General features: G+C 68.1%; 25 protein-coding genes. 8 read left to right on the top strand and 17 right to left on the bottom strand.

What is annotated here, in order from left to right:
- Positions 1 to 3: 3 nt before the first annotated feature.
- The 11 genes from ACKY0W_RS03845 to ACKY0W_RS03795 all read right to left on the bottom strand — a co-directional run bounded on the left by ACKY0W_RS03845 (position 4) and on the right by ACKY0W_RS03795 (position 11,983).
- On the bottom strand, positions 4 to 810 hold the full coding sequence (locus ACKY0W_RS03845) for an enoyl-CoA hydratase/isomerase family protein (protein ID WP_409436467.1): 807 nt from the start codon (positions 808 to 810) through the stop codon (positions 4 to 6).
- Positions 810 to 2,033, bottom strand: a complete 1,224-nt coding sequence (locus ACKY0W_RS03840) for a CaiB/BaiF CoA transferase family protein (protein WP_409436466.1) — start codon at positions 2,031 to 2,033, stop codon at positions 810 to 812. The genes ACKY0W_RS03845 and ACKY0W_RS03840 overlap by 1 nt, the downstream gene beginning before the upstream one ends.
- Complete coding sequence (locus ACKY0W_RS03835; protein ID WP_409436465.1) at positions 2,033 to 2,791, bottom strand: SDR family NAD(P)-dependent oxidoreductase; 759 nt, start codon at positions 2,789 to 2,791, stop codon at positions 2,033 to 2,035. Before ACKY0W_RS03835 ends, ACKY0W_RS03840 begins: the two co-directional genes overlap by 1 nt.
- Positions 2,791 to 3,969 carry an acyl-CoA dehydrogenase family protein gene (locus tag ACKY0W_RS03830; RefSeq protein ID WP_409436464.1) on the bottom strand — a complete coding sequence of 393 codons (1,179 nt, stop codon included), beginning with the start codon at positions 3,967 to 3,969 and terminating at the stop codon, positions 2,791 to 2,793. The genes ACKY0W_RS03835 and ACKY0W_RS03830 overlap by 1 nt, the downstream gene beginning before the upstream one ends.
- A 62-nt stretch (positions 3,970 to 4,031) precedes the next feature.
- Positions 4,032 to 5,738 (bottom strand): thiamine pyrophosphate-binding protein, encoded by a 1,707-nt coding sequence (locus ACKY0W_RS03825; protein WP_409436463.1) that lies wholly within the window; start codon positions 5,736 to 5,738, stop codon positions 4,032 to 4,034.
- Positions 5,739 to 5,763: 25 nt separating this feature from the next.
- Positions 5,764 to 6,774: an acyl-CoA dehydrogenase family protein gene (locus tag ACKY0W_RS03820; RefSeq protein ID WP_409436462.1), complete on the bottom strand. Its 1,011-nt coding sequence runs from the start codon at positions 6,772 to 6,774 to the stop codon at positions 5,764 to 5,766.
- Positions 6,771 to 7,943, bottom strand: coding sequence for an acyl-CoA dehydrogenase family protein (locus ACKY0W_RS03815; protein ID WP_409436461.1), 1,173 nt, complete (start codon positions 7,941 to 7,943; stop codon positions 6,771 to 6,773). The genes ACKY0W_RS03820 and ACKY0W_RS03815 overlap by 4 nt, the downstream gene beginning before the upstream one ends.
- On the bottom strand, positions 7,940 to 8,722 hold the full coding sequence (locus ACKY0W_RS03810; RefSeq protein WP_409436460.1) for an enoyl-CoA hydratase/isomerase family protein: 783 nt from the start codon (positions 8,720 to 8,722) through the stop codon (positions 7,940 to 7,942). Before ACKY0W_RS03810 ends, ACKY0W_RS03815 begins: the two co-directional genes overlap by 4 nt.
- Positions 8,719 to 9,636, bottom strand: coding sequence for an acyl-CoA dehydrogenase family protein (locus ACKY0W_RS03805; protein ID WP_409436459.1), 918 nt, complete (start codon positions 9,634 to 9,636; stop codon positions 8,719 to 8,721). Before ACKY0W_RS03805 ends, ACKY0W_RS03810 begins: the two co-directional genes overlap by 4 nt.
- A complete protein-coding gene (locus ACKY0W_RS03800) occupies positions 9,633 to 10,802 on the bottom strand; it encodes an acyl-CoA dehydrogenase family protein (protein WP_409436458.1) in 1,170 nt (389 codons plus the stop codon). The genes ACKY0W_RS03805 and ACKY0W_RS03800 overlap by 4 nt, the downstream gene beginning before the upstream one ends.
- Entirely contained in the window at positions 10,799 to 11,983 is a 1,185-nt protein-coding gene (locus ACKY0W_RS03795; protein ID WP_409437638.1) for a CaiB/BaiF CoA transferase family protein, read from the bottom strand. The genes ACKY0W_RS03800 and ACKY0W_RS03795 overlap by 4 nt, the downstream gene beginning before the upstream one ends.
- A gap of 137 nt (positions 11,984 to 12,120) precedes the next feature.
- Here ACKY0W_RS03795 and ACKY0W_RS03790 point away from each other — a divergent pair, with 137 nt between their 5' ends.
- From ACKY0W_RS03790 to ACKY0W_RS03770, 5 genes are read left to right on the top strand one after another with little or no spacing between them, the layout of a single operon-like run.
- Entirely contained in the window at positions 12,121 to 13,728 is a 1,608-nt protein-coding gene (locus ACKY0W_RS03790) for an SMP-30/gluconolactonase/LRE family protein (protein ID WP_409436457.1), read from the top strand.
- Complete coding sequence (locus ACKY0W_RS03785; protein WP_409436456.1) at positions 13,725 to 14,462, top strand: GntR family transcriptional regulator; 738 nt, start codon at positions 13,725 to 13,727, stop codon at positions 14,460 to 14,462. Before ACKY0W_RS03790 ends, ACKY0W_RS03785 begins: the two co-directional genes overlap by 4 nt.
- Positions 14,459 to 16,000, top strand: coding sequence for an AMP-binding protein (locus ACKY0W_RS03780; RefSeq protein WP_409436455.1), 1,542 nt, complete (start codon positions 14,459 to 14,461; stop codon positions 15,998 to 16,000). Before ACKY0W_RS03785 ends, ACKY0W_RS03780 begins: the two co-directional genes overlap by 4 nt.
- A 3-nt stretch (positions 16,001 to 16,003) precedes the next feature.
- On the top strand, positions 16,004 to 16,789 hold the full coding sequence (locus ACKY0W_RS03775; protein ID WP_409436454.1) for an SDR family NAD(P)-dependent oxidoreductase: 786 nt from the start codon (positions 16,004 to 16,006) through the stop codon (positions 16,787 to 16,789).
- A complete protein-coding gene (locus tag ACKY0W_RS03770) occupies positions 16,786 to 18,264 on the top strand; it encodes an AMP-binding protein (RefSeq protein ID WP_409436453.1) in 1,479 nt (492 codons plus the stop codon). Before ACKY0W_RS03775 ends, ACKY0W_RS03770 begins: the two co-directional genes overlap by 4 nt.
- 48 nt (positions 18,265 to 18,312) lie before the next feature.
- On the opposite strand, the gene ACKY0W_RS03765 is transcribed toward ACKY0W_RS03770, so the two are convergent.
- Positions 18,313 to 19,095 (bottom strand): enoyl-CoA hydratase, encoded by a 783-nt coding sequence (locus ACKY0W_RS03765; RefSeq protein WP_409436452.1) that lies wholly within the window; start codon positions 19,093 to 19,095, stop codon positions 18,313 to 18,315.
- A 171-nt stretch (positions 19,096 to 19,266) separates the two neighbouring features.
- On the opposite strand from ACKY0W_RS03765, the gene ACKY0W_RS03760 reads away from it, so the two are divergent.
- The 3 genes from ACKY0W_RS03760 to ACKY0W_RS03750 all read left to right on the top strand — a co-directional run bounded on the left by ACKY0W_RS03760 (position 19,267) and on the right by ACKY0W_RS03750 (position 21,705).
- Positions 19,267 to 19,917 carry a TetR/AcrR family transcriptional regulator gene (locus ACKY0W_RS03760; protein ID WP_409436451.1) on the top strand — a complete coding sequence of 217 codons (651 nt, stop codon included), beginning with the start codon at positions 19,267 to 19,269 and terminating at the stop codon, positions 19,915 to 19,917.
- Positions 19,918 to 20,120: 203 nt separating this feature from the next.
- A complete protein-coding gene (locus tag ACKY0W_RS03755) occupies positions 20,121 to 20,537 on the top strand; it encodes a Zn-ribbon domain-containing OB-fold protein (RefSeq protein ID WP_406756251.1) in 417 nt (138 codons plus the stop codon).
- 13 nt (positions 20,538 to 20,550) lie between these two features.
- Positions 20,551 to 21,705 carry a thiolase family protein gene (locus tag ACKY0W_RS03750; protein WP_409436450.1) on the top strand — a complete coding sequence of 385 codons (1,155 nt, stop codon included), beginning with the start codon at positions 20,551 to 20,553 and terminating at the stop codon, positions 21,703 to 21,705.
- Positions 21,706 to 21,714: 9 nt separating this feature from the next.
- Here ACKY0W_RS03750 and ACKY0W_RS03745 read toward each other — a convergent pair whose 3' ends face one another.
- The 5 genes from ACKY0W_RS03745 to ACKY0W_RS03725 all read right to left on the bottom strand — a co-directional run bounded on the left by ACKY0W_RS03745 (position 21,715) and on the right by ACKY0W_RS03725 (position 26,561).
- On the bottom strand, positions 21,715 to 22,740 hold the full coding sequence (locus tag ACKY0W_RS03745; RefSeq protein ID WP_409436449.1) for a CaiB/BaiF CoA transferase family protein: 1,026 nt from the start codon (positions 22,738 to 22,740) through the stop codon (positions 21,715 to 21,717).
- A complete protein-coding gene (locus tag ACKY0W_RS03740) occupies positions 22,741 to 23,694 on the bottom strand; it encodes an LLM class F420-dependent oxidoreductase (protein WP_409436448.1) in 954 nt (317 codons plus the stop codon). It abuts the gene before it with no gap.
- 2 nt (positions 23,695 to 23,696) lie between these two features.
- Entirely contained in the window at positions 23,697 to 24,128 is a 432-nt protein-coding gene (locus ACKY0W_RS03735; RefSeq protein WP_409436447.1) for a cobalamin B12-binding domain-containing protein, read from the bottom strand.
- Positions 24,128 to 25,705, bottom strand: a complete 1,578-nt coding sequence (locus tag ACKY0W_RS03730) for a methylmalonyl-CoA mutase family protein (RefSeq protein ID WP_409436446.1) — start codon at positions 25,703 to 25,705, stop codon at positions 24,128 to 24,130. The genes ACKY0W_RS03735 and ACKY0W_RS03730 overlap by 1 nt, the downstream gene beginning before the upstream one ends.
- Before the next feature lie 70 nt (positions 25,706 to 25,775).
- Positions 25,776 to 26,561, bottom strand: coding sequence for an ABC transporter permease (locus tag ACKY0W_RS03725; RefSeq protein ID WP_174549759.1), 786 nt, complete (start codon positions 26,559 to 26,561; stop codon positions 25,776 to 25,778).
- Positions 26,562 to 26,573 lie beyond the last annotated feature (12 nt).

Raw genomic sequence — 26,573 nt, 5'->3', positions numbered from 1 at the left:
TGACTACTCCGATCTCGTTGACTTCGGCGGCCACCCGCCGGTGAAGCGCGGCGGGCGCTTCTCGGCGAACGCCGCATAGGCTTCCGCGGCATCGGTGCCCGCGAAGTTCACGATCTGGGCCCGTGCCTCATTGGCCAGGGCCTCGGGCAGGGTGGCGTCGGCGCCCTGATTGAGCAGCGCCTTGGTCTGCGCCAGCGCTCGCGGCGGGCCGGCGGCCAGCCGGTCGGCGAGGTCGTCGACGAAGGCGTCGATCTCGCCGGCGCCCACCACCCAGGTCACCAGGTTCAACGCCTGCGCCTCGCCGGCGTCGATGGTCTCGGCGAGCAGTGCGAGCCGCTTGGCCTGTTGCAGCCCGACGAGTTTGGGCAGCAACCAGGATCCGGCCAGATCGATCGAGAGCCCGCGCTTCGGGAAGATCTGGCAGAACGTCGATTCCGGTGTCGCTACCACCAGGTCGCAGCCGAGCGCCAGGTTCCAGCCGGCCCCCACCGCGACACCGGTCACCTTCGCGATGGTGGGGATGGTCAACTCGTGCAGGGCCAGTGCGACGTCGGACAACCGGCGCAGTTTCTCCACCGGGTGCACCTCATCGGGGGTGCCGATGTCGGCGCCCGAGCAGAACGCCCCGCCGGCGCCGGTGATCACCAGCGCACGCAGGGCGGGGTCGTCGGCGGCGTCGCGCAGCGCGTCGCGCAGCGCACGCCACAGCTCCGGGTTGATCGCGTTCTTGCGCGCGGGCCGGTTCAGGGTCAGCGTCCGCACGCCGTCGCGGTCGGCGCAAAGCAGCACGGGCGCAGTGTCAGGAGCCATCAGCGCCCAGCCTGCCGTATGACGCCGTGGTCGCGCAGGGCGCCGATCTCCTCGCCGGTCAGACCCAGTTCGTCCAGCACCGCGTCGGTGTGTTCTCCCAGGCCCGGCACCGCCCCCATCGGCGGGTGGTAGCCGGAGATCACCGGCGGCGGCAGCAACGACGGGATGGGACCGGCCGGGGTGTCGATACTGTGCCAGCGATCGCGCTGCGCCAGTTGAGGATGCGCCAGCACGTCGCTGGGGGTGTTGTAGCGGGCGTTGCCGATCCCGGCGGCGTCGGCGGCGTCCTGGATGTGCGCCAGGTCGTGGCGGGCGCACCACGCGGCGATCGCCTCGTCCAGGATTGCCCGGTTGGCGACCCGGTCGGCGTTGCCGGCAAAGCCCGGATCGTCGGCCAGATCGTTGCGGACCAGTAGTTCCCGGGCCAGTCGCTGCCATTCCCGATCGTTGGTGGTGCCCAGCACCACGGTGTGCCCGTCCGCGGTCGGGTAGGCCCCGTACGGCGAGACTGCCGGTGAGCTCATTCCCAGCGGCTGCTGGTCGATCCCGGAGTGCCGGGCGTAGGTCAGGTGGTAGCCCATCATCTCGGCCATGGTGTCGAACAGGCTCACGGCCACCGACGGCGCCGGCGAATCCGCTTGGGCTCCTGACCCTTTGCGGCCGACCAGCAGGGCCATGATCGACAGCGCCGTGTACAGGCCGGTGGTGACGTCGGCGACCGGCGGGCCCGGTTTGGCCGGGGCACCCGGGTTGCCGGTCACCGAGCACACCCCCGACTCCGCCTGCACCAGCAGGTCGTAGGCCCTCTTGTGCGACAGCGGTCCGCCGGCACCGTAGCCGTCGATCTCGACGGCGATCACGTTCGGGTGCCGCTGCGCCATCTGCCCGGGGGAAAGCCCCAGCCGAGCGGTGGCACCCGGCGCGAGGTTGGACACCAGCACGTCGGCGCGGTCCAACAATCGGTGCAGGACATCGCGTCCCGCTTCGCTTTTCAAGTCCAGGGTCACCGATTCCTTGCCCCGGTTGACCCAGACGAAGTGCGCCGCCTGGCCATTCACGACGTCGTCGTAATAGCGGGCAAAATCGCCGCCGTCGGGGTTTTCCACCTTGATGACCCGGGCGCCGAAGTCGGCCAGGGCGCGGGTGCACATCGGCGCCGACACCGCCTGCTCCAGCGCCACCACCGTGATGCCGGCCAGCGGCGCGCTGCAGGGTTCCGGCATCACATCACCATGCCGCCGTCGACCGGCAAGACCTGGCCGGTGACGTAGGACGCGGCATCGGAAGCCATGAAGACGAACGCGCCGGCGACCTCGCTTGGCTCGGCCCAGCGCTTCATCGGGATGCGGTTCATCATGTTGGCCGCAAACTTCTCATTGGTGCGGATGGTCTCGGTCATCGGGGTCGCTGCCAGCGGCGCCAGCGCGTTGACGCAGATCCGCTTGGTCGCCAGTTCCCGGGCCAGCGACTTGGTGAAGCCGATCAGCGCCGCCTTGGCCGCCGAGTAGTTGACCTGCCCGAGGGTGCCGGTCAGGCCCGCCGCCGAGGTCACGTTGACGATGCGGCCGGTGCCGTCGGTGGGGACATACGGCAGCACGGCGTGGGTGCAGTTGAAGGCGCCGACGGTGTGCACGTCGAGCAGCAGTCGCATGGACTCGGCGGTCAACTTCTCGAACATCGCCGGGCGGGTCACGCCCGCATTGTTGATCAGGATGTGAATCTTTCCGTCGGCCAGTTCCGCGGCCTTGGCGGCGGCCGCCTCGGCCGAGTCGGGATCGGTGACATCGAGCGCCGCGGATTCGGCCCGGCCACCGGATGCCGAAATCCGTTCGGCCACCTTGGCTGCCGCATCTCCATCAACGTCGGTGACCAGCACCGCCGCACCGGCTTCGGCGAGTGCGGCCGCCACTGCCGAGCCGATGCCGCCGGCTGCCCCGGTCACCACCGCGGCGCGCCCGGTCAGGTCGAAGTAGCCGGCCATCAGTAGCTCCTCGGCAGGCCGAGCACATGGGAACCGAGGAAATTCAGGATCATCTCCTGGCTGACCGGTGCGATCTTCATCAGGCGGGACTCGCGGAAGAACCGGGAGATGTTGTATTCCTCCGAGTAGCCCATCCCGCCATGGGTCTGCAGCGCCCGGTCGGCGGCCGCGAAACCGGCATCGGCGCAGAGGTACTTGGCCATATTGGCTTCGCGGCCGCAGGACTTGCCGTTGTCGTAGAGCCAGGTGGCCTTGCGCAGGATCAGTTCGGCCGCGTCCAGGCGGGCCAGCGAGTCGGCGAGCGGGAATTGGATGCCCTGGTTCATGCCGATCGGCCGGTCGAACACCACCCGCTCGTTGGCGTACTTGACCGCACGGTCGAGTGCGACCCGGCCGATGCCCAGCGCCTCGGCGGCGATCAGCATGCGCTCGGGGTTCAGCCCGTGCAGGATGTAGGAAAAGCCCTTGCCCTCTTCACCGATACGGTGTTCGGCCGGGATGCGCAGATCGTCGATGAACACCTCGTTGGACGACACCGCGTTGCGGCCCATTTTGGTGATCGGCCGGATATCGACGTGGTCGCGGTCGATGTCGGTGAGGAACAGGGTCAGGCCATCGGTGGGTTTGGCCGTCTCGTCGCGTGGTGTGGTGCGGGTCAGCAGCAGGATCTTCTCGGACTCCAGTGCTTTGGAGATCCAGACCTTGCGGCCGTTGACCACATAATCGCTGCCGTCACGCTTGGCGAACGTGGTGATGCGGGAGGTGTCCAGGCCCGCGGTCGGTTCGGTGACGCCGAAGCACACGTGCAGGTCGCCGCTGACGATGCGGGGCAGGGTTTCGGCCTTCATTTCGTCCGAGCCGAAGACCACCACCGGTTGCATGCCGAAGATCGACAGGTGGATCGCGCTGGCGGCATTCATCCCGCCGCCCGAACGCGCCACTTCCTCGGCCAGGATGGTGGCCTCCGTGATGCCCAGCCCGTGACCGCCGTACTGCTCGGGGATGGTCATGCCCAGCCAGCCGCCGTCGGCGATGGCGTCGTAGAACTCCTGCGGGAATTCGTGCGCCTGGTCCTTGGTCATCCAGTAGTGGTCGTCGAACTTGGCCGCGAGTTCGGCGACCGACTGCCGGATCAGCTGTTGATCCTCGGTCAGTTCGAAGTTCATTCCGCCGGACATGATCCCCTCCAGCCCATCACCTCGTGCACGTTGTTAGTCGAAAGCGAGAATAGCATTCTCGCTTATTGGGTTCCTTCGGCGTACCAGGTGCGGAACTCGGCATAGTTCGGCATCTCTTCGGAGTTCGCCTTGGGATCGATGCAGACGTGGATCACCGCGGTGCCGCCGGCGGCGAAGGCACGCTCGATCGCCGGTCCGATCTGTGTTTCGTCGTCGACGAACTCCCCGCGGGCACCCATGCCCTCGGCGATCTTGTCGAACCGCACGTTCTTGCCCCAGTGCACGCCGGGCTGCGGGGACGGTTGTTCGAAGGTGCGCTTGTAGACGCCGACTTCCAGGCCCCATTGGTGATCGACGCCCACCACGCAGACCAGTGGCAGGCCCAGTCGGGCCGCCGTCTCCAGCTCGCCGATGTGAAAGAGGAACGCCGAGTCGCTGGTCAGCAGCATCACCGGCCGCTTTCCGCCCTCGGCGACCGAGGCGCCGACGGCGTAGGGCAGCCCGGTGCCCAGGTGCCCGAAGTTCTGATTCCACATCACGTCGTGCGGCTTGGCCTGCGAATAGGTCCATTGGAAGATGACGGTGGCGCCGCCGTCGCGCACCATGATGCCGTCGGCGGGGAATGCCCGAGTGGCCTCGACCACGTAGCGCGCTGGGTGCACCGGGGAACGGCCGGCCGGTGCCGTTTCGGCCAGTTCCGCGAGCTGGTCGGCGTCCTGTTTGATCCACCGGTCCAGGTCGGCGGACGGGGTGCGGGGGCTGTCCTTGAGGGCGTCCACCAGCTGCGGCACGATGCCCCGCAGGTCACCCACCAGTGCCACGTCCACCGGCCGGTTCACCCCGATCGCCAGCGGATCCTGCTCGACGTAGATCCACTTGCGCTCGCCGTTCTTGTCGGCCCAGTGCCGGGTGGTGCCGTAGTGCACCGGCTCCCCCAGCTCGGTGCCCAGCGCCACGCAGACGTCCGACCCGGCGACGGCCTCGACGGCTGCCGTGGAGAAGCCGTAGGGGAAGGTGCGTTCTTCCAGGCCGGGGATGAACGCGGTGCCGCCGGAGGTCTGGATCACCGGGCAGGCCATCAGCTGAGCCAGCTCGGCGACCGCGGCCGCGCTGCGCGAGGTGTGTACGCCGTGACCTACCAGCAGGATCGGGCTGGACGCGTTGCGGATGATCTCGGCGGCCTGCGCGACCTCGGGCGCTCCGGCCCGCTGATTCACCAGCCGATAGCGGTGCGGCTCGGGCGGATCGGCGACGTCGAGTTCTTCGAGGATGACGTGCGACGGATATTCGATATAGGCCGGTCCGGGGGTGCCGGACATGGCGCGGCGGATCGCCTCGTGCACGATCTCGTCGGTCTGGTCGGCGTATTCGATCGACGCGCTGTACTTCACCGACGGCGTGAAAAGCTCTTCCTGGCGGACGAATTGGATGCGTCCGCGCCGCACCCGCCGTTCGGTGATTCGGGCACGCTGACCGCCCAGGAACACCACCGGGGAGTTCTCCACCTTCGCGCACATCATCGCTCCGGCGATGTTGGCCACCCCCGGCCCCAGTGTGCCGATGCACAGGCCCGGCCGGCCGGTCATCCGCGAGGCGGCCTCGGCCATGAAGCCGGCGCTCTCCTCGTGGTGCGGCGCCACCACCGACCAGCCGCGTTGTTCGGCCTCGACGAACATGTGCACAAAATTGGGGTCGGGGATGCCGAACAGCGTGTTGACGCCCTCGGCCTCGAACAGTTCCAGGATCCGGCGATAGACGGGCACACCCACTTCTCGAAACTCCTTGCTTGACTTGTTAATACCGTTGAGCGAGATGACGACGGTGCGCTGCCGGGGATCCGAACAGCGACCGGTTGAAAGTGGCGCGCTTCAGGTAGACGTGGATGCCGCTCTCCCACGTGTAGCCGATGCCGCCGTGCAGTTGCAGCGCTTTGCCGACCACGTCGACGGCGGCCGCGGTCGTGTAGGACTTCGCCATGGCGACGGCGGCGTCCACGTCTGGGTCGTTGTGCACGACGGCGTGGATCGCGTCGCGGACCAGGGTGCGGGCCACTGTGACTTTCACCAGCATGTCGGCGCAGGCGTGTTTGACGGCCTGAAAGGAGCCGATGGGCCGGCCGAACTGCTCCCGGGTCTTCACATAGGACACCGTCGCCTCCAGCATGGCTTCGGCCAGACCGAGGCTGTCGCACGCCACCGCGACCGCCGCTCGACGCATGACCGGCTGCGTGCTGCCCGCGAACCGCAGCACCGCCGAGTCGGCCACCTCGACCCCCTCGGCGGTGACGGTGGCGACGTCGCGGGTCTCGTCGAGCACCGGCTGGCCGGTGACGCTCAGCGCCTCCGCGACGACGGCGACATCGGCACCGGACGTATCGGTGGCCACCACCAGCAGCCGGTCGGCGCCGTCGGCATCCGGCACGAAGTCGGCGCGGCCGGTCAGCCGCCGTTGGGCGTCGAGGGTGAACGATCCCCCGATCACCGCGGCGACCCGGGTCCGTCCGGCGGCGACGTCGGCCAGCAGGGCGTTGCGAACCTCGCTGTCGCGCAGGCTGTTCAGCAGCCCCACCGACAGCACCGCGCCGCCCAGATAGTGCGTTGCCGCGGCGGCGCGGCCCAGCTCCTGGCAGATCACCGCGACTTCGGCGAAGCTCGCCCCCGCCCCGCCGAACGCGTCGGGGACCTCCAGGCCCGCCCAGCCGGCGTCGACGACGTTGGACCAGTCGACCACCCGGCCGCGGGCCAGTACGTCTGCGGCGACCGTTCGCAGGTCGTCGTGCAGCTCGGCGAAATCGGTGGTGGTCACGGCATCCTCGGCTCTCTGGGCAGGCCGAGGCCGCGTTCGCCGATGATGGTCCGCTGGATCTCGCTGGAGCCGCCGGGAATGGTCCATTCCCAGGAGCCGACGAAGTCCAGTACCCACGACCCCGACTCCCAGCCACTGGACAGCGGTTTGGCCAGCACGGTGTGGGCGCCCGGCCCACCGATCTCGGTGCCGAAGTCGGTGAGCCGCTGCAACAGCTCGCTGTAGTACAGCTTCACGATCGAGGCATCCGCGGGTCCGGCGGTGCCGGCTTCGACGCCCGCCACCAGTTGGCGGCACATGCCGCGCAGTCCGGTGATCTCGATTTCCAGTTGTGCCAGCCGGTCGGCCACCACCGGGTCATCGCTCGGGGCGGCATCGACCAGCCAGCGGAAGCCGGCGCAGCCCAGGCGTTCGGCGAGCTCGAGCATGGTCATGCCGCGCTCGGCGCCCAGGGTCGCCTGCGCCACCTGCCATCCGGCGTTCTCCGCCCCGATCAGGTTGGCGGCGGGGATCACCACGTCGTCGAGGAAGATCTCGCAGAAGTGCTGGTCGCCGATGGCGTTGCGGATCGGGCGCACCTGGACGCCGGGGGCGGCCATGTCCAGCAGGAAATACGAGATGCCTTTGCGTTTGGGGGCATCCGGGTCGGTACGGGCCAGCAGCAGACACCACTGGGCATGGCCGGCACCGCTGGCCCACAGCTTCTGCCCGTTCACCACATAGTCATGGCCCACCCGGCGCGCGGTGGTGCGCAGTGCTGCCAAGTCCGAGCCGGCCTCCGGTTCGGAGAAGCCCTGCACCCAGATCTCGCCGTCGAGGATCGCCGGCAGATGCCGGCGCCGCTGTTCTTCGGTGCCGGCAGCCAACAGGGTTGCGGCCGCGTGGTGGATGCCGACGAACGCCAGCACCAGCCGGGGCGCGTCGTGGGCGGCGAGTTCCTGGTACAGCATGGCCTGATCGGCCACGGACATCCCGCCGCCCCACTCGCTCGGCCAATGCGGGACCGCGAACCCGGCGCTGTGCAGGGTGGCGAACCAGCTGCGCTGGAAGTCGACGAACTCGCGCTCGCTCACCCCGGTCTGGGCGCGGCGCCAATCCGCGGGAATGTTGTCGCGGCACCACTGGCGTACCTGGGCGCGGAAATCGGCGGGTTGATGCGGTTCCGTCATCGCCTGCTCGCCCGCTCGGCGAAGGCGAGCAACCGCTGCCGGTGGTCGTCGGATTTCATGGTGGCGACCTCGGCGGCGAACCCGGCTTGCAACGGCCCGGCCAGCACCTGCGACAGGTACATGTTGACCACCCGCTTAGTGCCCTGCAGCGCTTCGGGCGGCTGGGCCGCCAGGCGGGCGGCCAGCTGATGTGCTTGCGGCAGCAACTCTTCGGGTGCCACCGTGCGGCTGGCCAGTCCGAGTTCGACCGCGGTGGCAGCGTCGATGCGATCGCCGGTGTAGAGGTATTCGCGGGATCGCAGGATCGGGGTGATCAGCGGCCAGAGGGCGGCCCCGCCATCACCGGCGACCAACCCGACCGCCACGTGGGGATCGGCGAGATAGGCGCTCTGCGAGATCAACACGATGTCGCAGAGCACGGCCACGCTGCAGCCCAGTCCGACGGCGGGACCGTTGACGGCCGCGATGATCGGCAGCGGGAACCGCAGCATCTCTTCGATGATCTGAGCCCCTTCGCGGATGCTCTCGTCTCGGGCGGCTTCGTCGTCGAGGAAGGTGGTGATCCAGTTCAGGTCGCCGCCGGCGGAGAACGCCCGCCCGGCGCCGGTCAGCACCACGACCCGGATCGCCTTGTCGGCGGCCAGTTGCCGCCACACGTTGGCCAGACCCCAGTGCAGGTTGGCGTTGACGCTGCCCAGCTCGTCGGGCCGGTTGATCGTGACGGTGCGGACCGGGCCCTCGCCGGTCACCGTGATCTCGGGCGGCAGGTCGTACGTCATGCGTAGAGTCCCGTCAGTCCGGTCTGTTGCACGCGGCGGGCCAGCCGATCGCGGGTGGCCGAGAGTCCCCACGGCAGGCGCCGCAGCGGCTGGCTGTAGCGCGACAGCCACGACAGTGCGGTCTCGTCGCAGAATCCGACGGCGCCGTGCAGCTGATGGCAGATGCGGAACACCACGTCGGCGGCCTCCAGCGCGGCCGATCGCAGTGCCAATGCGTCGTCGACGGCTTCGGGACGCCCGGTCGCGATACTCCACAGCGCGTACTTGGCCAGCATGTCCAGCCCGGCGCGCTCCACCTCGGCGTCGGTCAGTTGAAACTGCACGCCCTGAAACGTCGACAGCGCCTGACCGAATTGTTCGCGCAGCCGGACGTGGGCGATCGTCAGATCCATTGCCCGGTCCAGCATCCCCAGCAGCGTCCAGCAGGGCAGCGTCAGCGCTAGCGCGAGATCACCCACGCCATCGGGGTCGACTGGGGCCAAGGTCAACTCCGCCACCAGGGCCGACCGGGCCTCCGACTGCGCCGCGACGGTGCTGCGCACCCCGGCCAGCGTGACCGTGGCCCAGCGCTTCGACAGCCCCGCCACCACGCCGGCGGGAGCATGGTCGGCGACCACGATCAGACCATCAACGTCGAGATCGGCTGGCACGGAAAGGCATTCGGCGACCGGGTACGGCAGCGCCCAGTACCCGGCGCCGCGGCACAGTGCGGCGGCAGCCTCGAGTTCGTCGGCGTCGGCGCGCGGCTTCAGCTCGAATGCGCCCAACCCGCGCAATACCGGGCCGACCAGCGGCTCCCGCAGGCTGGGATCGGCGTCGGCGCGCACCACCAGGTCGTCGCCGCCGGCCGCTTCGAAGGCGCGGCGCGCCGCCCGTCCGAATTCTTCTGCGTCCGCGCCGAGTTCGAGGTTCATCGCGCCACCGCCAGCAGGGCGCGCGACAGCAGGATGCGCTGCATCTCGATGCTGCCTGAGGACACCGTGGCCGCCTGCGAGTAGCGCCAGTGGTCTTCGACCTCCTGGCGATACCACTGCGCCTGCGGGCCGTCGGGTGCTTCGGCGGCGATCTCCATCAGCACCTCGGCGCTCTCCTGGTCCAGCCGGGTGACCGCAATCCGGTAGGCGGCCGCGTCACCGGGCGCAATGCGGCCACTGGCCTGCAGCGACACCACCCGGTAGGCCATCAGCCGGGCCCGCCGGCAGTGCGTGAGCATCCGCACCCAGCGGGCGATCACCTCGCCGGGCAGAGCCTCCCAGCACTGCCCGAGGGCATGCGGCGCCGCGGCGAGCAACCGTTCGCAGCGCGCGTAGCGGGCGATCCCGACTCGCTCGAACGCCATCACGTCGGCCACGATCGACCAGCCCGCGTCGATCTCGCCGAGGACATCGGCCTCGGTGACGCGCAGGTCGTCGAAGAACACCTCGTTGAGATGGTGCGGACCCATCATGGTGCCCAGCGGCCGGACGGTGATGGCGGGATCGTCCATCGGGACCAGGAACACGGTCAGGCCCTGCTGCTTCTTGGTAACTGAGCCTTCACCGACTCGGGTGGTGCGCACCAGCAGGAAGCACCATTGCGCCATGGTCGCGTAGGAGGTCCAGATCTTCTGGCCGTTGATCAGCCAGCCATCACCATCGCGGCGGGCGTAGGTGCGCAGCGAGGCCAGGTCGGATCCGGCTTCGGGTTCGGAGAAGCCCTGGCACCAGATCACCTCACCGGCCGCGATCGGCGGCAGGTGGCGGCGCTGCTGCTGCGGTGTGCCGTGCCGCATGATGATCGGCCCGACCCAGTTCACCCCCATGTACTGCGCCCCGCGCGGCTCATGATGCGCCCACATCTCCTCGCGCACCACGGTCTGCTCCCACACCGAGGCGCCCGCCCCACCGAATTCCTCCGGCCAGGACAGGCACAACAGATCCTGCTCCGCCAGCACCCGGCAGAACCGTTGTGCTGCAGCAAGGTCCGTGGGGTCGTCGGTGAACGCGCCCGGGAACCGATCGGGCAGTTCCCGTTGAATCAGTTCGCGCAGCTGGACCCGTAGTTCGCCGGCGCGCGCCCCCATGTCGAAGTCGATGCTCATGCGGTGCCCTGCTCGAGTCCGAGTTCAGCGAAGACTGCCGCGGTGTGCGCGCCGAGTTCCGGCGCCGCGCCGGCGACCCGGCCGGGGGTCCGCGACAGCCAGGTGGGCACCCCGGGGAAGCGAACCGGTCCGTTGGGGGTGTCCACGGTCTCGAACAGACCGACGGCGTTGAGGTGCGCATCGTGGAACAGCGCCCCGGGCGAGTTCAGCGGGGCCGCCGGGATTTCCAGCTCCCCGAAGAGCGCCAGCCATTGGGCGGTGGTGCGCTCCTTCATCGTCTGCGCCACCAGCCCGTAGATGGTGTCGATCTGCCCGGCCCGCTGCGCCAGGGTGGCGTACTGTTCGCAGGCCCAAGGCGGCTGCACCGCGCCGATGAAGGCATTCCAGTGCTTGTCGTTGTAGATCAGCGCGGCGATCTGGCCGTCGCTGGTCTCGTACGGTCGCCGGTTGGGCGCCACCGTGCGCGGGTAGACGGCCGGGCCCAGCGGTGGGTCGAACATCGCACCGTTGGCGTGCTCGACGAGCATGAACGAAGCCATGGTCTCGAACATGGCGACTTCGACTTCCTGGCCCTGTCCGGTTCGCTCCCGGTGGAACAGCGCCATCATCGTGGCGTAGAGGGCGGTCAGCCCGGCGATCTTGTCGGCCATGATGGTGCCGACGTAGTCGGCCCGCCCGGTGAGCTGCTCTTGCACCGCGGGCAGCCCGCATTCGGCCTGAATGGTGTCGTCGTAGGCCGGGCGGTCGGCGGCCGGGCCGCGGCGCCCGTAGCCATAGCAGTTGGTATAGACGATCCCCGGGTTGAGCGTGGCCACCTCGGCATAGCCCAGGCCCAGCTTCGCCATCGCCTTGGCCCGCATCGAGTGAATGAACACGTCGGCCCGGCCGATCAGCGCGGCGATCGCGGCCTGCCCGGACACGCTGCGCAGGTCCAGCACCACGCTGCGTTTGCCCCGGTTGACGTTGATGAACACCCCGCTCATGTCGGGTGCGGGACCGGCCGAAATGTAGCGGGTGGCGTCGCCCTCCGGGGGTTCGATCTTGATGACGTCGGCACCCATGTCGGCCATGATCTGCGTGCAGTACGGGCCCATCACCATGGTCGTCAGATCGACCACTCGAACGCCGCGCAGCGGCCCGGGCGCCGGAGTCTGCCCGTCCGCCCCATTGGCGCCGGTCATCATTTGTTCGGACAAAATACTCCGTTCTGCGTAATACAGAACACTATTCCGCAGCGGTTATTCATGCGTCAAGGCCGGATTGCCCCCTAGCTGCCGACTATTGTCTGGACTAACTGGGCTTGATAACGTCCGGAGTCATGACTGCCTCCCTGCCGCGCCCCCGCCAGGTGGCCGGTACCCCCTCCGCCGCGCCCGGTTGGCGGTTGGAGCGGATCACCGAACCGAGCCGGCTGTTCGGCGCGAACGGGCTACGAACCGGCCCGGACGGCCGGGTCTACGTCGCGCAGGTGACCGGCAGTCAGATCAGTGCGCTGAACCTGAGCACCGGTGAGTTGGCGGTCGTGAGCGCATGCGGCGGCGACGTCGTCGCGCCCGATGATGTCGCCTTCGACTCGGCCGGCACCTTGTACGCCACCGAGGTGATGGATGCCCGGGTCAGCGCACTCGATGCCTCCGGCCGCAGCCGCGTACTGCGCGACGACGTGCCCTGCGCCAACGGCATCACCGTGCACCGGGACCGGCTGTTCGTGGGTGAATGCCGCGAGGGCGGACGCCTGATGGAAGTCGATCGGGCCACCGGCAGCAGGCGCATCGTGGCCGAAAACCTGCCCTCGCCCAACGCCATGGAGGTGGGGCCCGACGGCCTGCTGTACTTCCCGGTGATGACCGCCAACGAGATCTGGCGCATCGATCCCTTCGCCGCCGACGCCGTCCCGCAGCGGGTCGCGGGCGATCTGGGTGTACCGGACTCGGTGAAGTTCGACGCCGACGGTTTCATCGTGTCCACCCAGGCCGCCAGCGGACAGGTGCTGCGCATCGATCCGCGCACCGGTACGTCCACCGTGCTGGCGCAGCTGCACCCCGGACTGGACAACTGCACCTTCGTCGACGGGCGCCTGTTCGTCTCCAACTTCACCGGCGAGATCACCGAAATCACCGGCGGCGGGCAGACATCCACGATGCTACCGGGCGGGCTGAACTGGCCGCTGGACCTCACCGTCGATAAGGCCGGCGCCCTGTTTGTCGCCGACGGTACCTACTTCTACGCCGTCGGCGCGGGCGGCCGGCTGGAAACCCTCGGCATGCTGTTCAGCCCCGGCTACCCCGGGTTCGTACGGGGCGTGGCTGCCGTCGGTCCCGGAGAATTCGTCGTCACCACCTCCGGCGGGCAGGTCGCACGCTACATTCCGGCACATGCGTCCAGCGAGGTGCTCGCCGACGGTTTCGACCAGCTCTACGGGGTGGCGGTGGGACCCGCCGGTATCGCGGTCACCGAATTCGGTACCGGCCGGGTCTTGGGGCTGCGCGCCGGTGCAGTGGAAGTGCTGGCCGGCGACCTGGCCGGACCGGTCGGGATCGAGATCACCGATGACGGGTCCTACCTGGTGGCCGAATCCGGCGCGGGCCGGGTGCTGCGCATCAGCGGCTCAAGGGCCCAGCCGGTCGTCGACGGACTCGTTCGGCCACAAGGGATTGCGCTGGCTGACCGCACGCTCTACATCGTCGACGCCGGAACCCGCCAGGTGCTCGCCGTCGACCTCGACGCCGGGACTCGGCAGGTGATCGCCGAGGGGCTACCGATCGGGCCGCCGCCGGGCGTGACCCCCAAACCGCTCAACGGAATGCCGCCGTTCTCCGGTCCCCAAGGCCCGTTCGCCGGTATCGCACGCGGCCACGACGGCACCCTGTTCGTCTCGGCCGACGGCGACGGCAGCGTGCTGGCACTACATCCGGTCGGCCCGTGACCGACCACCGCTATCTGAAAGTGGCGCGGACGCTGCGCAAGGAGATCGCCGACGGCGTCTATCCGATCGGTTCGCAGCTGCCCACCGAACATGAACTGTGCGAACGGTTCAACGTCAGCCGCTACACGGTCCGCGAGGCGTTGCGACGCCTGCGGGAGGACAACCTCGTCGTCTCCCGTCCCCGCGCGGGCACCGTGGTGATCCCCCGCGCCGCGACCAACTGCTACGCCCAAGACGTGGTGTCGATCGATGATCTGGTGGCGTTCGCGGCCGGCGCGCAGTTCGAGATCGACTCCAACGCCATGGTCACCCTGGACACCGATGTCGCCGCGCGCACCGGTCTGCCGGTGGGCAGCGAATGGCTGGCCGTGCGCGGCAACCGGCGCGCCCAGGGGCAGGCCGCGGCGATCTGTCGGACCGAGTACTACATCAACCGGGCGTTCGCCGGGGTCGGCCGGCTGTTGCAGCGTCACTCCGGACCGATCTTCCCGCTGATCGAGGACGTGTTCGGGGTCAGCGTCGTCGAAGTCCGCCAGCACATCCGGGCGGTGATCATCACCCCCGAACTCGCCACGGCCCTGGCCGTCGAGCCCGGTACCGCCGGGCTGCAGATGCAGCGCAGCTACACCACCTCCGAGGGCGAGATCGCCCAGGTAACGGTGAACACCCATGCCGGCGACGACTATCGCTACTCGATGACGCTGCACCGGGTGACCGGACCGAGCGGCCCGTGACCACGTTGGGCGACGCCCTGGGCCAGGCCGCCGCGCAGACCCCCGATCGGGTATTGCTGATCGATGGTGATGTCCGCCTGACCTGCCGGGAACTGCTCAGTCGGGCAACGGAACTGGCGCAGGCCTTGCTGGAGCGGATGCCCGCCGGCAGCGTGGTGTCGTTCATGCTGCCGAACTGGCACGAAGCTGCCGTGGTCTATGCGGCAGCGACGCTGGCCGGGATGGTGGTCAACCCCATCCTGCCGTCGCTGCGCGACGCGGAACTGACCTTCATCCTCGCCGACTCGGGCACCCGAATGCTGTTCGCACCCGAGAAGTTCCGCGGCCACGACTACGCGGCGATGCTGGCCCGAGTTGCCGGGGCGCTGCCCGAGTCGCCCGAAGTGGTTACGGTGCGTGGGTCCTCGACCGGCCACACCGACTACCGCGCACTGTTCGATCGCGTGGCTCCTGCCATGGATCTGCCGGCGGTAGACACCGATGCGGTACGGCTGCTGCTGTACACCTCCGGCACTACGAGCCAGCCGAAGGGTGTGCTGCACAGTCACAGTTCGATTCACGCCCTGATCCGCCAGCTGGGTGAGTACTGGCGAGTGGCGCCCGGTGCCACGTTTCTGGTGCCGTCCCCCATCGCCCATATCGGCGGATCGATTTACGCATTCGAAGCCCCGTTGCTGCTCGGCACCACGGCCGTGCTGATGGAGACCTGGAATCCCGATGCCGCGGTCGCGCTGATGCTCGCCGAGCACTGCACCCACGTGGCGGGGGCAACGCCGTTTCTGGCCCAGTTGCTCGCCGCCGCGCGCGCCGCCGGCACCCGGCTGCCGGAACTCAAGCTCTTCGTCTGCGGCGGTGCGTCGGTTCCGGCGTCGTTGATCCGCGAAGCGGCAGGCTACTTTCACACCGCCGTCGTCACCCGGGTGTACGGGTCCAGCGAGGTTCCGGTCAGCACGGTCGGATCGGTGGGCCCCCATGACCTTTCCCATGCCGCGGAGACCGACGGCCGAGCCGGGATCGCCGACATCAAGTTGGTCTCTCACCCCGGCGCTCCCCCCGGCGAAGGAGAGATCTACGTCCGCGGCCCGCAGATGTTGCTGGGCTACCTGCACCCCGAGGACGGGCGCGGCTGCTTCGATGACCAGGGTTACTTCGCGACCGGCGATCTCGGTCGGTGGGTCGACGAGGACTATCTGCTTGTCACCGGCCGCCTCAAGGACGTGATCATCCGCAACGGCGAGAACATCTCCGCGCGCGAGGTGGAGGACATCCTGATCGGTCACCCGCGGATCGCCGAGGTCGCCGTGGTCGGGATCCCCGACCTGCGCACCGGCGAGCGCGCCTGCGCGGTGATCGTGCCGACCGGCCAGACCCCGCCGGGTGTCTCGGAGCTGCGCGCCATGCTGGCCGAACACGGCGTTGCCCGGTTCAAAGCCCCGGAGCAGGTGCTGATCTGGGATGCGTTGCCCCGCAACGATGCCGGCAAAGTGGTCAAACAGCAGATCCGGGCGGAGCTGTCCCGCACAGAGGTAGGTGAGTAGATCATGCAGGTGGCGATCGTGACCGGGGCCAGCAGCGGAATCGGGTTCGGCTGCGCGGCAAAGCTTGCCGAGGCCGGGATGGCGGTGCTGGCAACCGGCCGCGATGCCGGACGCCTGGCCGGATTGGCGGCGCAGCTACAGGCGTCGGGCATCGATCCAGACCGCATCGCCACCGTGGCGGTCGACCTGACCACGACGCAGGCGCCCCAGCAGATCCTCGACGCCGCCCTGTCCCGGTGGGGGCGGGTGGACTATCTGATCAACAACGCCGGCATCGGCAGCCCCAAACCGCTGCACGAGACCGACGACGAGACCCTGGACCACTTCCTGAATCTGATGCTGCGGGCGCCGTTCCGCCTGGCGCGCGACGTGCTGCCGCACCTGCAACCCGGGTCGGCGATCATCAACATCACCTCCACCTTCGCCGTGGTGGGCGGACTGCGCGGCGGGGCGTACTCGGCCGCCAAGGGCGGGTTGACCGCGCTGACCACCCACATCGCCTGCCAGTACGGCGCCCAGGGCATCCGCTGCAACGCGGTGGCCCCCGGCGTCACCGTGACCCCTATGGTGCAGCAACGCCTGTCCGACAATCGGTTCCGCAAACTCAATGCCGAAATGACACCATCTCCGCGACTGGGCCGGGTAGACGACATCGCGGGCACCGTGGCCTTCCTGTGCTCGGATGCCGGGTCCTTCATCAACGGCCAGACCATCGTCGTCGACGGCGGCTGGAGCTCGACCAAGTATCTGTCCGACTTCGGCCTCGACTCCGACTGGGTCCAGCCGTGAACCTGTTCACGTTGTTGGACCAGGCCGCGACCCGGTTCGGCGAGCAGGGCGCGGTCTACCACGGCGAGCGCCGGCTGCACACCTGGAGCGAGTTGGCCGATCGCGCACGCCGGCTGGCCACGTCGCTGGGCCGGCTAGCGGGAACCGGCGCACGGATCGCGATCGCCAGCGAGAACCGGCCGGAGCTCATCGAGCTGATGTTCGCCACCTGGGCGGCCGATTGCGTTGTGGTTCCCCTCAATTACAAGCTGCACCCGCGCGAGATGGCGCAGATCATCGACGACGCCGGTGCAGCACTGGTCTTGGCGTCCCCGAAACTGGCCGCAGGGCTGTCCGGAGTCGTTGACGCACCCGTCGAGACCATCGGCGGCGCAACCTATCTGGACCGGCTTTCCTGCCCTCCCATGGAAGAGGTCAACCCGGATCCATCCCGGCTGGCGTGGCTGTTCTACACCAGCGGCACCACCGGGCGCTCGAAGGGCGCCATGCTGACCCACCGCAACCTGTTGGCGATGACGATGGCGCATCTGGCCGACTTGGATGATCCAGACGCTGACTGCAGCCTGATCCACGGCGCGCCGATGTCGCACGGGTCGGGGCTCTACATCGCGCCCTACGTGCTGCGTGGGGCCCGCCAGGTGGTACCCGCATCGGGCTCGTTCGACGCGGCCGAATTCCTCGACCTGTGCTCGCATCATCGCGGCGCCACCGCCTTTTTGGCGCCGACGATGGTGGGCCGGCTGGTGGCCACCGGCCGGCATAGGCCGGCCAACTTGCGCACCATCGTCTACGGCGGCGGGCCGATGTATCTCGGGGACCTCAAGCGGGCGATGACCGCGTTCGGGCCGGTGTTCGCCCAGCTCTACGGCCAGGGCGAAGCACCCATGACGATCACCGGCCTAAGCCGCACCGATCACCTCGGTGACGACGCGATCCTGGGGTCGGTCGGCTGGCCGCGCACCGGCGTCGAGGTAGCGGTATTGCGCGAGGACGGCACCCGAGCACCCGCCGGCGAGGTCGGCGAGATCGTCTGCCGCGGCGACGTGGTCATGACCGGCTACTGGAACAACCCGGATGCCACCGCCGAGGCCATCCGAGACGGCTGGCTGTTCACCGGTGACAAGGGATCGTTGGACCCCCGCGGTTTTCTCACCCTGCGCGACCGCTCCAAGGACGTGGTGATCAGCGGGGGCAGCAACATCTACCCCCGCGAAGTCGAAGAGGCGCTGTTGAGTCATCCCGGCGTCATCGAGGCTTCAGTGGTGGGCGCGCCCGACGCCGAGTGGGGCGAGATCGTGGTCGCGTTCGTGGTGGGCGACGCGCCAGTTGCCGAGCTGGACAGCCATCTGCTGGAACGCATCGCGCGGTTCAAGCGCCCCAAGCGCTACGAGTTCGTCGATGCGCTGCCCAAGAACAGCTACGGCAAGGTGCTCAAACGCCAGCTGCGTTCCACGTTGGCCGCGAGATTGCGCTGACGCAGGGAAATTCGAGCAATTGGCTGCGTGAGTGCAATCTCGCGGCGATTATTTGACCTGCGACTTCATCTCGTCGAGGTTGACCAGAATCGGCCATCCGCACACCGACAGTGCGTTGCCGTGGCCGGTCTCGTGGATGTCGAACGCGGACTGGATCGCCGAATGGAAGCCCTGCACATCCAGGGTCTGGTTGACCGCGCGTTTGGCCTGGCGCAGCGCGAACGACGGCATGGTGGCTATGTGCTCGGCGAGTTGGCGAGTCTCGGCATCGAGCTGCTCACGCGGGACCACCCGGTTGACCATGCCGGTCCGCTCGGCTTCTTGTGCCGTCAGCGCGCGGCCGGTGAACAGCATCTCTTTGGCCTTGCGCGGACCTAATTCCCAGGTGTGCCCGTGGTATTCGACCCCACCGATGCCCATGAGCACCACCGGGTCGGAGAACTGCGCGTCGTCGGAGGCGATGATCAGGTCACACGGCCAGCACAGCATCAGCCCACCGGAGATGCAGCGGCCCTGCACGGCGGCGATCGACGGCTTGGGTACATTGCGCCACCGCAGCGTGTACTCCAGGTAGCGCTTGCATTCGTGCTTGTAGATGAACTCCAGGGTGATCTTGTCCGGCACCGGGCCGCCGCCCTTGAGGTCGTGGCCGGCCGAGAAGTGTTTGCCGTTGGCGCGCAACACGATGACGGCGACGTCATCGTCGTCGGCGGCGCGCGTCCAGGCCGCGTCGAGCTCGTCGAGCAGTTCGGTGTTCTGGGCGTTGGCGGCGTCGGGCCGGTTCAGGGTGATCGTCGCAATCTTCTCGGCGACTTCGTAGTCGATGTACATGAGCGTCCTTCAGATTGCGCCGACAACTGGCGAGAATGCCCTTCTCGTGTAGGGAAAGTTACCATCTTCGCCACCGGGATGGCAGCGTCGCGTTAGCCGACGTCAATCCGGACCTGTTCTCCGGTAGGGTGCATTCGTGTTCTCCCAAAAAGGCAACCGTTGGAGCCGCTGGTGAGTAACCCGGAAGAAGAGCCCGTCTGGAAGCAGCGGGCGGTCGAGCGGTCGATCAAGACCGCACGGTTGCGGGCCGCCCAGCGCGTTCAGCGCTTCCTGGACGCGGCCCAGGCCATCATCATCGAAAAGGGCAGCACCGACTTCACCGTCCAAGAGGTCGTCGAGCGCTCCCGGCAGTCGCTGCGCAGCTTCTACCTGCAGTTCAACGGCAAGCACGAGTTGCTGCTGGCACTCTTCGAAGACGCCTTGGTGCGTACGTCCGACCAGATCCGTGCCGCCACCGACGGCCAGGCCAAACCGCTGGAGCGGCTGAAAGTGGCGATCGAGCTGCTCTTCGAGCTGTCTCGACCAGACCCGTCGGCAAAGCGACCACTGTTCACCGACTTCGCGCCGCGCCTGCTGGTGTCACACCCCACCGAAGTGCGGGTGGCCTTCACCCCGCTGTTGACACTGCTCACCGAACTGATGGAAGCCGCCGACGCGGCCGGCGAGCTGCGCAAGGGCGTCAACGCCCGGCGGATGGCGGCAATGATCATGCAGACCGTCATGTTCGTGGCGCAGTCCAGCGCCGAGTCCGACGATCCGGCGGCCCACCCCATCAGCGCCGATGAGGTCTGGGACTTCTGCGCACACGGCCTCGCCAAGTAGTCCCGCTTTCTGCGCGAGCGTGCGCGTCTGCACGCGACACGCCGCGAAGAAGTGACATTCTGCGCACCCTCACGCGCCTAGCGCAGCCACCCCCAGGCCCGGACCGCCCGTTCGGGCTTCCCTCGCTGTAGGCACGTATGCTCTAATCGAGAATGTGATTTCCACTCTGTGCGTGCCTGCCTGGCGGACCGCCGGCGGTGCCGATGCGTAAGGCCCTCGCTCCCGACGTCACCAACTGGCCCGACGAGAACGTGGCCCTGATCGGCAGCCAGTGCGCGGATTGCCAAGCGACGGTGTGGCCCCGCCAGGATCACTGCCCACGATGCAGCGGACCGCAGATGCAGGATCTGCTGCTACCCCGCCAGGGCACCTTGGAGGCCTGGACCACTCAGGGCTTCGTCCCGAAACTGCCCTATGCCGGCGGCGAGACCGCCGAGGGCTTCACCCCCTACGGGGTCGGGCTGGTCCGACTCGGCGACGTGGTCCAGGTCGAGGCTCGCCTGACCGAATCCGACCCCGCCAAGCTGAAATTCGGCATGCCCGTCGAACTGACCATGGTGCCGTTCTATGTCGAGGACGACGGGACCGAGATTCTCACCTGGGCATTCCAGCCCGTCTAAGGAGACCTGGACAATGACGGTAGCGAACAACGACGTGGCGATCATCGGTGTCGGGCTGCACCCCTTCGGCCGATTCGACAAGTCCGCGATGCAGATGGGCGCCGAGGCCATCCACCTGGCTCTGGCCGATGCCGGCGCCGAATGGAAGGACATCCAGTTCGGGGTCGGCGGCAGCTATGAGATCTCCAACCCCGACGCGGTGACACGACTGGTCGGCCTGACCGGCATCCCGTTCACCAACGTTTTCAATGCCTGCGCCACCGCGGCCACCGCAACCCAGGTCTGCGCCGACAACATCCGCTCCGGCAAGTACGACATCGGTATCGCGATCGGCATGGACAAGCACCCCCGCGGCGCGTTCACCGACGACCCGGCCAAGCTGGCGCTGCCGGCCTGGTACGCCGAGAACGGCCAGTTCGTCACCACCAAGTTCTTCGGCATGAAAGCCAACCGCTACCTGCACGACCACGGCATCTCGGCACGTACGCTGGCCAAGGTCGCCGCCAAGAACTTCCGCAACGGTGCGTTGAACCCCAACGCATTTCGGCGCAAGCCGATGTCCGAGGACGCCATCCTCGACTCGACAGTGCTCAACTACCCCCTTACCCAGTACATGTTCTGTGCACCGGATGAGGGTGCGGCCGCTGTGGTTATGTGCCGCGCCGACATCGCACACCGCTTCAGCGGTAAGCCGGTCTACCTGCAGGCCACCGAGATCCGCACCCGCACCTACGGTGCCTACGAGGTGCATGGGACGTCGGCTCCGATCGAAGAGGACGTGGCGCCGACGGTCTACGCCGCCCGCGCCGCGTTCGAGAAGGCCGGCGTGACGCCGGAAGACGTCGATGTGGTCCAGTTGCAGGACACCGACGCCGGCGCCGAGGTCATCCACATGGCCGAGTGCGGCTTCTGCGCCGATGGCGACCAGGAGAAGCTGCTCGCCGACGGGGCAACCGAGATCACCGGGTCACTGCCGGTCAACACCGACGGCGGACTGATCGCCAACGGCGAACCGATCGGCGCCTCGGGGCTGCGTCAGCTCCACGAACTGGTGCTGCAGCTGCGTGGCCAGGCCGGTGACCGTCAGGTTCCCGGGGGCCCGAAGGTGGGGTTCGCCCAGGTTTACGGCGCGCCGGGCACGGCGTCGGCCTCGATCGTCACGGTCTGAGCCGCCGCGCTAATCCTCCAGCGTCGGCGGCGGCCGGTAGGCCGGCTGGTACCCGGCGACCCGGATCGGGCTGCCGATCAGCCGGAACTCTCCTGCGGTGACGATCATTTCGGGATGTTCCTTCAACGCCTCGGGCAGCGTACGCACCGCCGCCGCCGGGATACCCAGCGGGCGCAACCGACGTTCCCAGCCGGCCGCGGTGTCGTCGGCAAGCGCGGCGGTGACCACCGCGAGCACCTCGTCCCGGCGGGCCGCGCGCTCGGCCATCGTCGCGAAACCGTCGATACCTGCCTCGCTGGCGAACGACTTCCAGAATCCATCATGGGTGACGAACAACGCCAGATACCCCCGTGCGGTCGGGAATAGCTGTGCGGGAACGTAATACGAATGTGCGCCGTGCGGGTACCGTTGGGGTTCGACACCGTCGTTGAGGAAGGCCGAGGCACGGTAGTTCAGTTGCGACAGCATCACATCCAGCAGTGACACCTCCACCTGCCCGCCACGACCGCTGACGATCTGCGCCAGCAGGCCCAGCGCCGCGGTCAGCCCGGTGGAGTTGTCCGCCGAGGAGTAGCCCGGCAGGGTCGGCGGCGCATCCGGGTCCCCGGTCATCGCCGCGATCCCGGTGGCTGCCTGAATCACGTAGTCGAACGCCGGTTCATCACCGCCGTCCAGGCCGAAGCCGGTCAGCGCGACGCAGACGATCCGCGAATTGAAGCGCTGTAGCGCCTCGTAGGTCAGCCCTAGTCGCTTGATCACCGAGGGCTTCATATTCACCAGCAGCGCATGGGAATCGGCGACCAGCTCCCCCAGCCGCGCCTGTCCGGTCTCCGATGCCAGATCCAGCTGGACGCTGGTCTTGTTGCGGTTGAGGCTGGCGAAGTAGCTCGGGCCCACCTGGCGGGAGATCTCCCCGCCCGGCGGTTCTATCTTGATGACCTCGGCACCGAGGTCGGCCAGCAGCATGGTGGCGTACGGGCCGGCCAGCATCACCCCCACCTCGAGGATGCGGATCCCCGCGAGCGGTCCGCTCACCTAGACCGCCTTGGCGAGTTCGGCGATCACCTCACGGGTGCGGTACTTGGAGGCGATCAGCTCGTCGCGGTTGTCCCCGATGGGCAGCAACCGCACCGACAGATCGGTCACCCCGGCGTCGGCGAACTGCTTGAACCGCTTGAGGATCGATTCCTCGTCGCCGGCCGCGCACAGGTCGCCGACATTACGGGCCGAACCGCGGTCCAGCAGCCGCTGATAGTTGGGCGAGGTCTCGGCCTCGGCCAGGATCCGGTTGGCGCGTTCCTTGGCGGCCTCGATCTCGGAATTGGCGCACAGGGTGACCGGGATGCCGGCGACAATGCGCGGCTGCGGCTTGCCCGCATCGGCCGCGGCCTTGTTGATCTTGGGCGCGATGTGCTCGGCAATCGCCTTCTCATCGGCCATCCACAGCGACGTGCCGTCGGCGTGCTCGCCGGCGATCTGCAACATCACCGGGCCCAGCGCGGCCACCAGCACCGGCATCTTGGTGTGGGCACCGAGCGCGGTCGGGCTGTGCACGGTGAAGTGGTCGTTCTCGACGTCCACCTGTCCCGGGCCGGCGATGGCCGCATTCAGCACCTGCAGGTAGTCCCGGGTGTAGGCGGCAGGTTTGTCGTAGGGCAGGCCGAGCATGTCCCGGATGATCCAGTGGTGCGAGGGCCCCACGCCCAGAGCCAGCCGGCCGCCGGAGATGGCGTGCACCGAAAGTGCTTGGCGAGCAAGAGCTACCGGGTGCTGAGCCTGCAACGGCACCACGGCGGTGCCGAGCTCGATGCGGGTGCTGTGCGAGGCCATCAGCGCCACCATGGTCAGCAGATCGAAGTCGTCGGGTACCTGCGGCATCCACGCGGTGGACAGCCCCGCCGAATCGGCCCATTCGATGTCAGAGGTCAGTTTGGCGACCTTGCGCGCCATATCGCCACGTTCGGCGCCGATCATCACCCCAAGTCGCATGCCTACAGAGCCCCCGCCTTCGAAATCACGTCGCGCACCCCGGTCACCAGATCGTCCAGGGACGTTCCGGTGGGAAACACCGCCGCGGCACCGGCTTCCACCAGTTTGGGTACGTCGCCCTGCGGGATGGTGCCGCCGACCACGACGGCGATGTCCCCGCCGTCCGCGGCGCGCAGCGCCTCGACGATGCGCCCGGTCAACGCGACGTGCGCGCCGGACAGGATGCTCAGGCCCACCACCGCCACATCCTCCTGCAGGGCGGTGGCGACGATGTCCTCGACGCGTTGCCGAATGCCGGTGTAGATGACCTCGAAACCCGCGTCACGCAACGTGCGGGCGACGATCTTGGCCCCCCGATCGTGGCCGTCGAGACCGGGTTTGGCGACCAGGACACGGGCCGGAACCGCCGCGGACGGAGAAAGCGGAGAAGTCATCAGTACACCACCGGTTGCTGGAACTCGCCCCAGACGCCTCTGAGCGCCGAGACCATCTCGCCCACCGTGCAGTAGGCGTTGGCGCAGTCGATCAGGGGATGCATGAGGTTGACGTCGCCCTCGGCGGCGCGCGACAGCGCAGCGAGAGTAGCGGCGACGTCGTCGGCGTTGCGATCGGCCTTGACCCGCGCCAGCCGCTTGAGCTGAACGTCGCGGCCTTCGGCGTCCAGTTCGTAGGTGGCGATCTCCGGTGGTGGCTCGTCGGACGTGAACTTATTGACGCCGACGACCGGCCTTGTGCCCGACTCGATCTCGTGGTGGATCTTGAACGCCTCGTCGGCGATCAGGCCCTGCAGGTAGCCGTCTTCGATCGCACGCACCATGCCGCCGTGGTTCTCCAGGTCGGCCATGATCTCGATGATGCGTTCTTCGGTGGCGTCGGTGAGCGCTTCGACGAAATAGGAGCCGCCGAGCGGATCGGCCACCCGGGTCACCCCGGTCTCATAGGCCAGGATCTGTTGGGTGCGCAGGGCCAGCGTCGCGGACTCCTCGCTGGGCAGCGCGAACGGTTCATCCCAGGCGGCGGTGAACATCGATTGGACCCCGCCCAGCACCGCGGCCATCGACTCGTAGGCCACCCGAACCAGGTTGTTCTGGGCCTGCGGCGCGAACAGCGACGCACCGCCGGCCACGCAGCCGAACCGGAACATCGACGCTTTGTCGGCCTGTGCGCCGTAACGTTCCCGCACGATCGTGGCCCACCGGCGGCGGCCGGCACGGTATTTGGCGATCTCCTCGAAGAAGTCGCCGTGGGTGTAGAAGAAGAACGAGACCTGCGGGGCGAACTGCTCGATACTCATCCGGCCGCGCTGCACGACGGTGTCGCAGTAGGTGACGCCGTCGGCGAGCGTGAACGCCATCTCCTGCACCGCGTTGGCGCCCGCGTCACGAAAGTGCGCGCCGGCCACCGAGATCGCGTTGAACCGGGGCACTTCGGCGGCGCAGAACTCGATGGTGTCGGCGATCAGCCGCAGCGACGGTTCGGGCGGCCAGATCCAGGTGCCGCGCGACGCGTACTCCTTGAGGATGTCGTTCTGGATGGTGCCGGTGAGCTTGGCTCGCGGCACCCCGGAACGCTCGGCGGCCGCCACGTAGAACGCGAGCAGGATCGCGGCGGTGCCGTTGATGGTGAAGCTGGTGCTGATCTTGTCCAGCGGGATGGAGTCGAACAGGATCTCGGCATCGGCCAGGGTGTCCACCGCCACGCCGACCCGGCCGACCTCCTCGCCGACCTCGGGGTCATCGGAGTCGTAGCCGCACTGGGTCGGCAGGTCCAGCGCCACCGACAGTCCGGTACCGCCCTGGCTCAGCAGGTACTGGTAGCGCCGGTTGGACTCCTCGGCGGTCCCGAAGCCGGAGTACTGACGGAAGGTCCACAGCCGTCCGCGGTAGCCGGACTCGAAGTTTCCGCGGGTGAAGGGATACGTGCCGGGCGCGGGCGGCTCTTCGCGCCGGTCGTCCGGGCCGTACACCGGTTTCAGCGGGATCCCTGAGGAGGTCTGCACTGGGTCGCTCATCGATGGATACGGTACTTGCAAAAAATGAGAATGCCAATACCACTAGCGCGACGTGCGCGAATGCCGGTTGCTAACCGGCCAGGTTGAAGTTGCCGCTGGCCCCGTAGACCGACAGCGAGACCAACAACGTCACCGAGACGACGACGATCAGCGAGGTCCGCACCGCGTTGCCCACCGCGACACCGACGCCCGCCGGACCACCGGCGGCGAAATAGCCGAAGTAGGTATGGATCAACAAGATGGTGATCGCCATCAAGAAGGCCTGCAGGAACGACCACAGCAGGTCGATGGGGTTGAGGAAGGTGCGGAAATAGTGGTCGTAGAGTCCGGCCGACTGCCCGAACAAGAAGACGGTGGTGAAGCGGCTGGCCACGAACGACAGGATCACCGCGATGGCATACAGCGGAACGATCGCGACCAGCCCGGCAACGATGCGAGTGCTGACCAGGTAGGCGATCGGGCGGATGGCCATCGATTCCAGCGCGTCGATCTCCTCGTTGATCCGCATGGCCCCCAGCTGCGCGGTGACCCCGGCGCCGAAGGTGGCGGCCAATCCGATCCCGGCGACCACCGGCGCCGAGATGCGCACGTTGATGAACGCCGCCAGGAATCCGGTCAAAGCCTCGATGCCGATGTTGCCCAGCGAGCTGTAGCCCTGCACCGCCAGGGTGCCGCCGGCCGCCAGCGTCAGGAAGCCGACGATCACTACGGTGCCGCCGATCATCGCCAGGGTTCCGGTGCCCATGCTGATCTCGGCGATCAGCCGGATGACCTCGCGGCGGTAGTGGGCGAACGCGAACGGCGTGGTGGCGATCGCCTTGCCGTAGAACAGCGTGTGGTCGCCGATGCGCCCCATCGCGGCGATCGG

This window comes from Mycobacterium sp. SMC-14 (genome assembly GCF_046250075.1).
In the GTDB taxonomy this organism is placed as follows: Bacteria; Actinomycetota; Actinomycetes; order Mycobacteriales; family Mycobacteriaceae; genus Mycobacterium.
The sequence above is the reverse complement of the archived record's forward strand: the minus strand, read 5'-3'. Positions and strand labels throughout refer to the sequence as shown.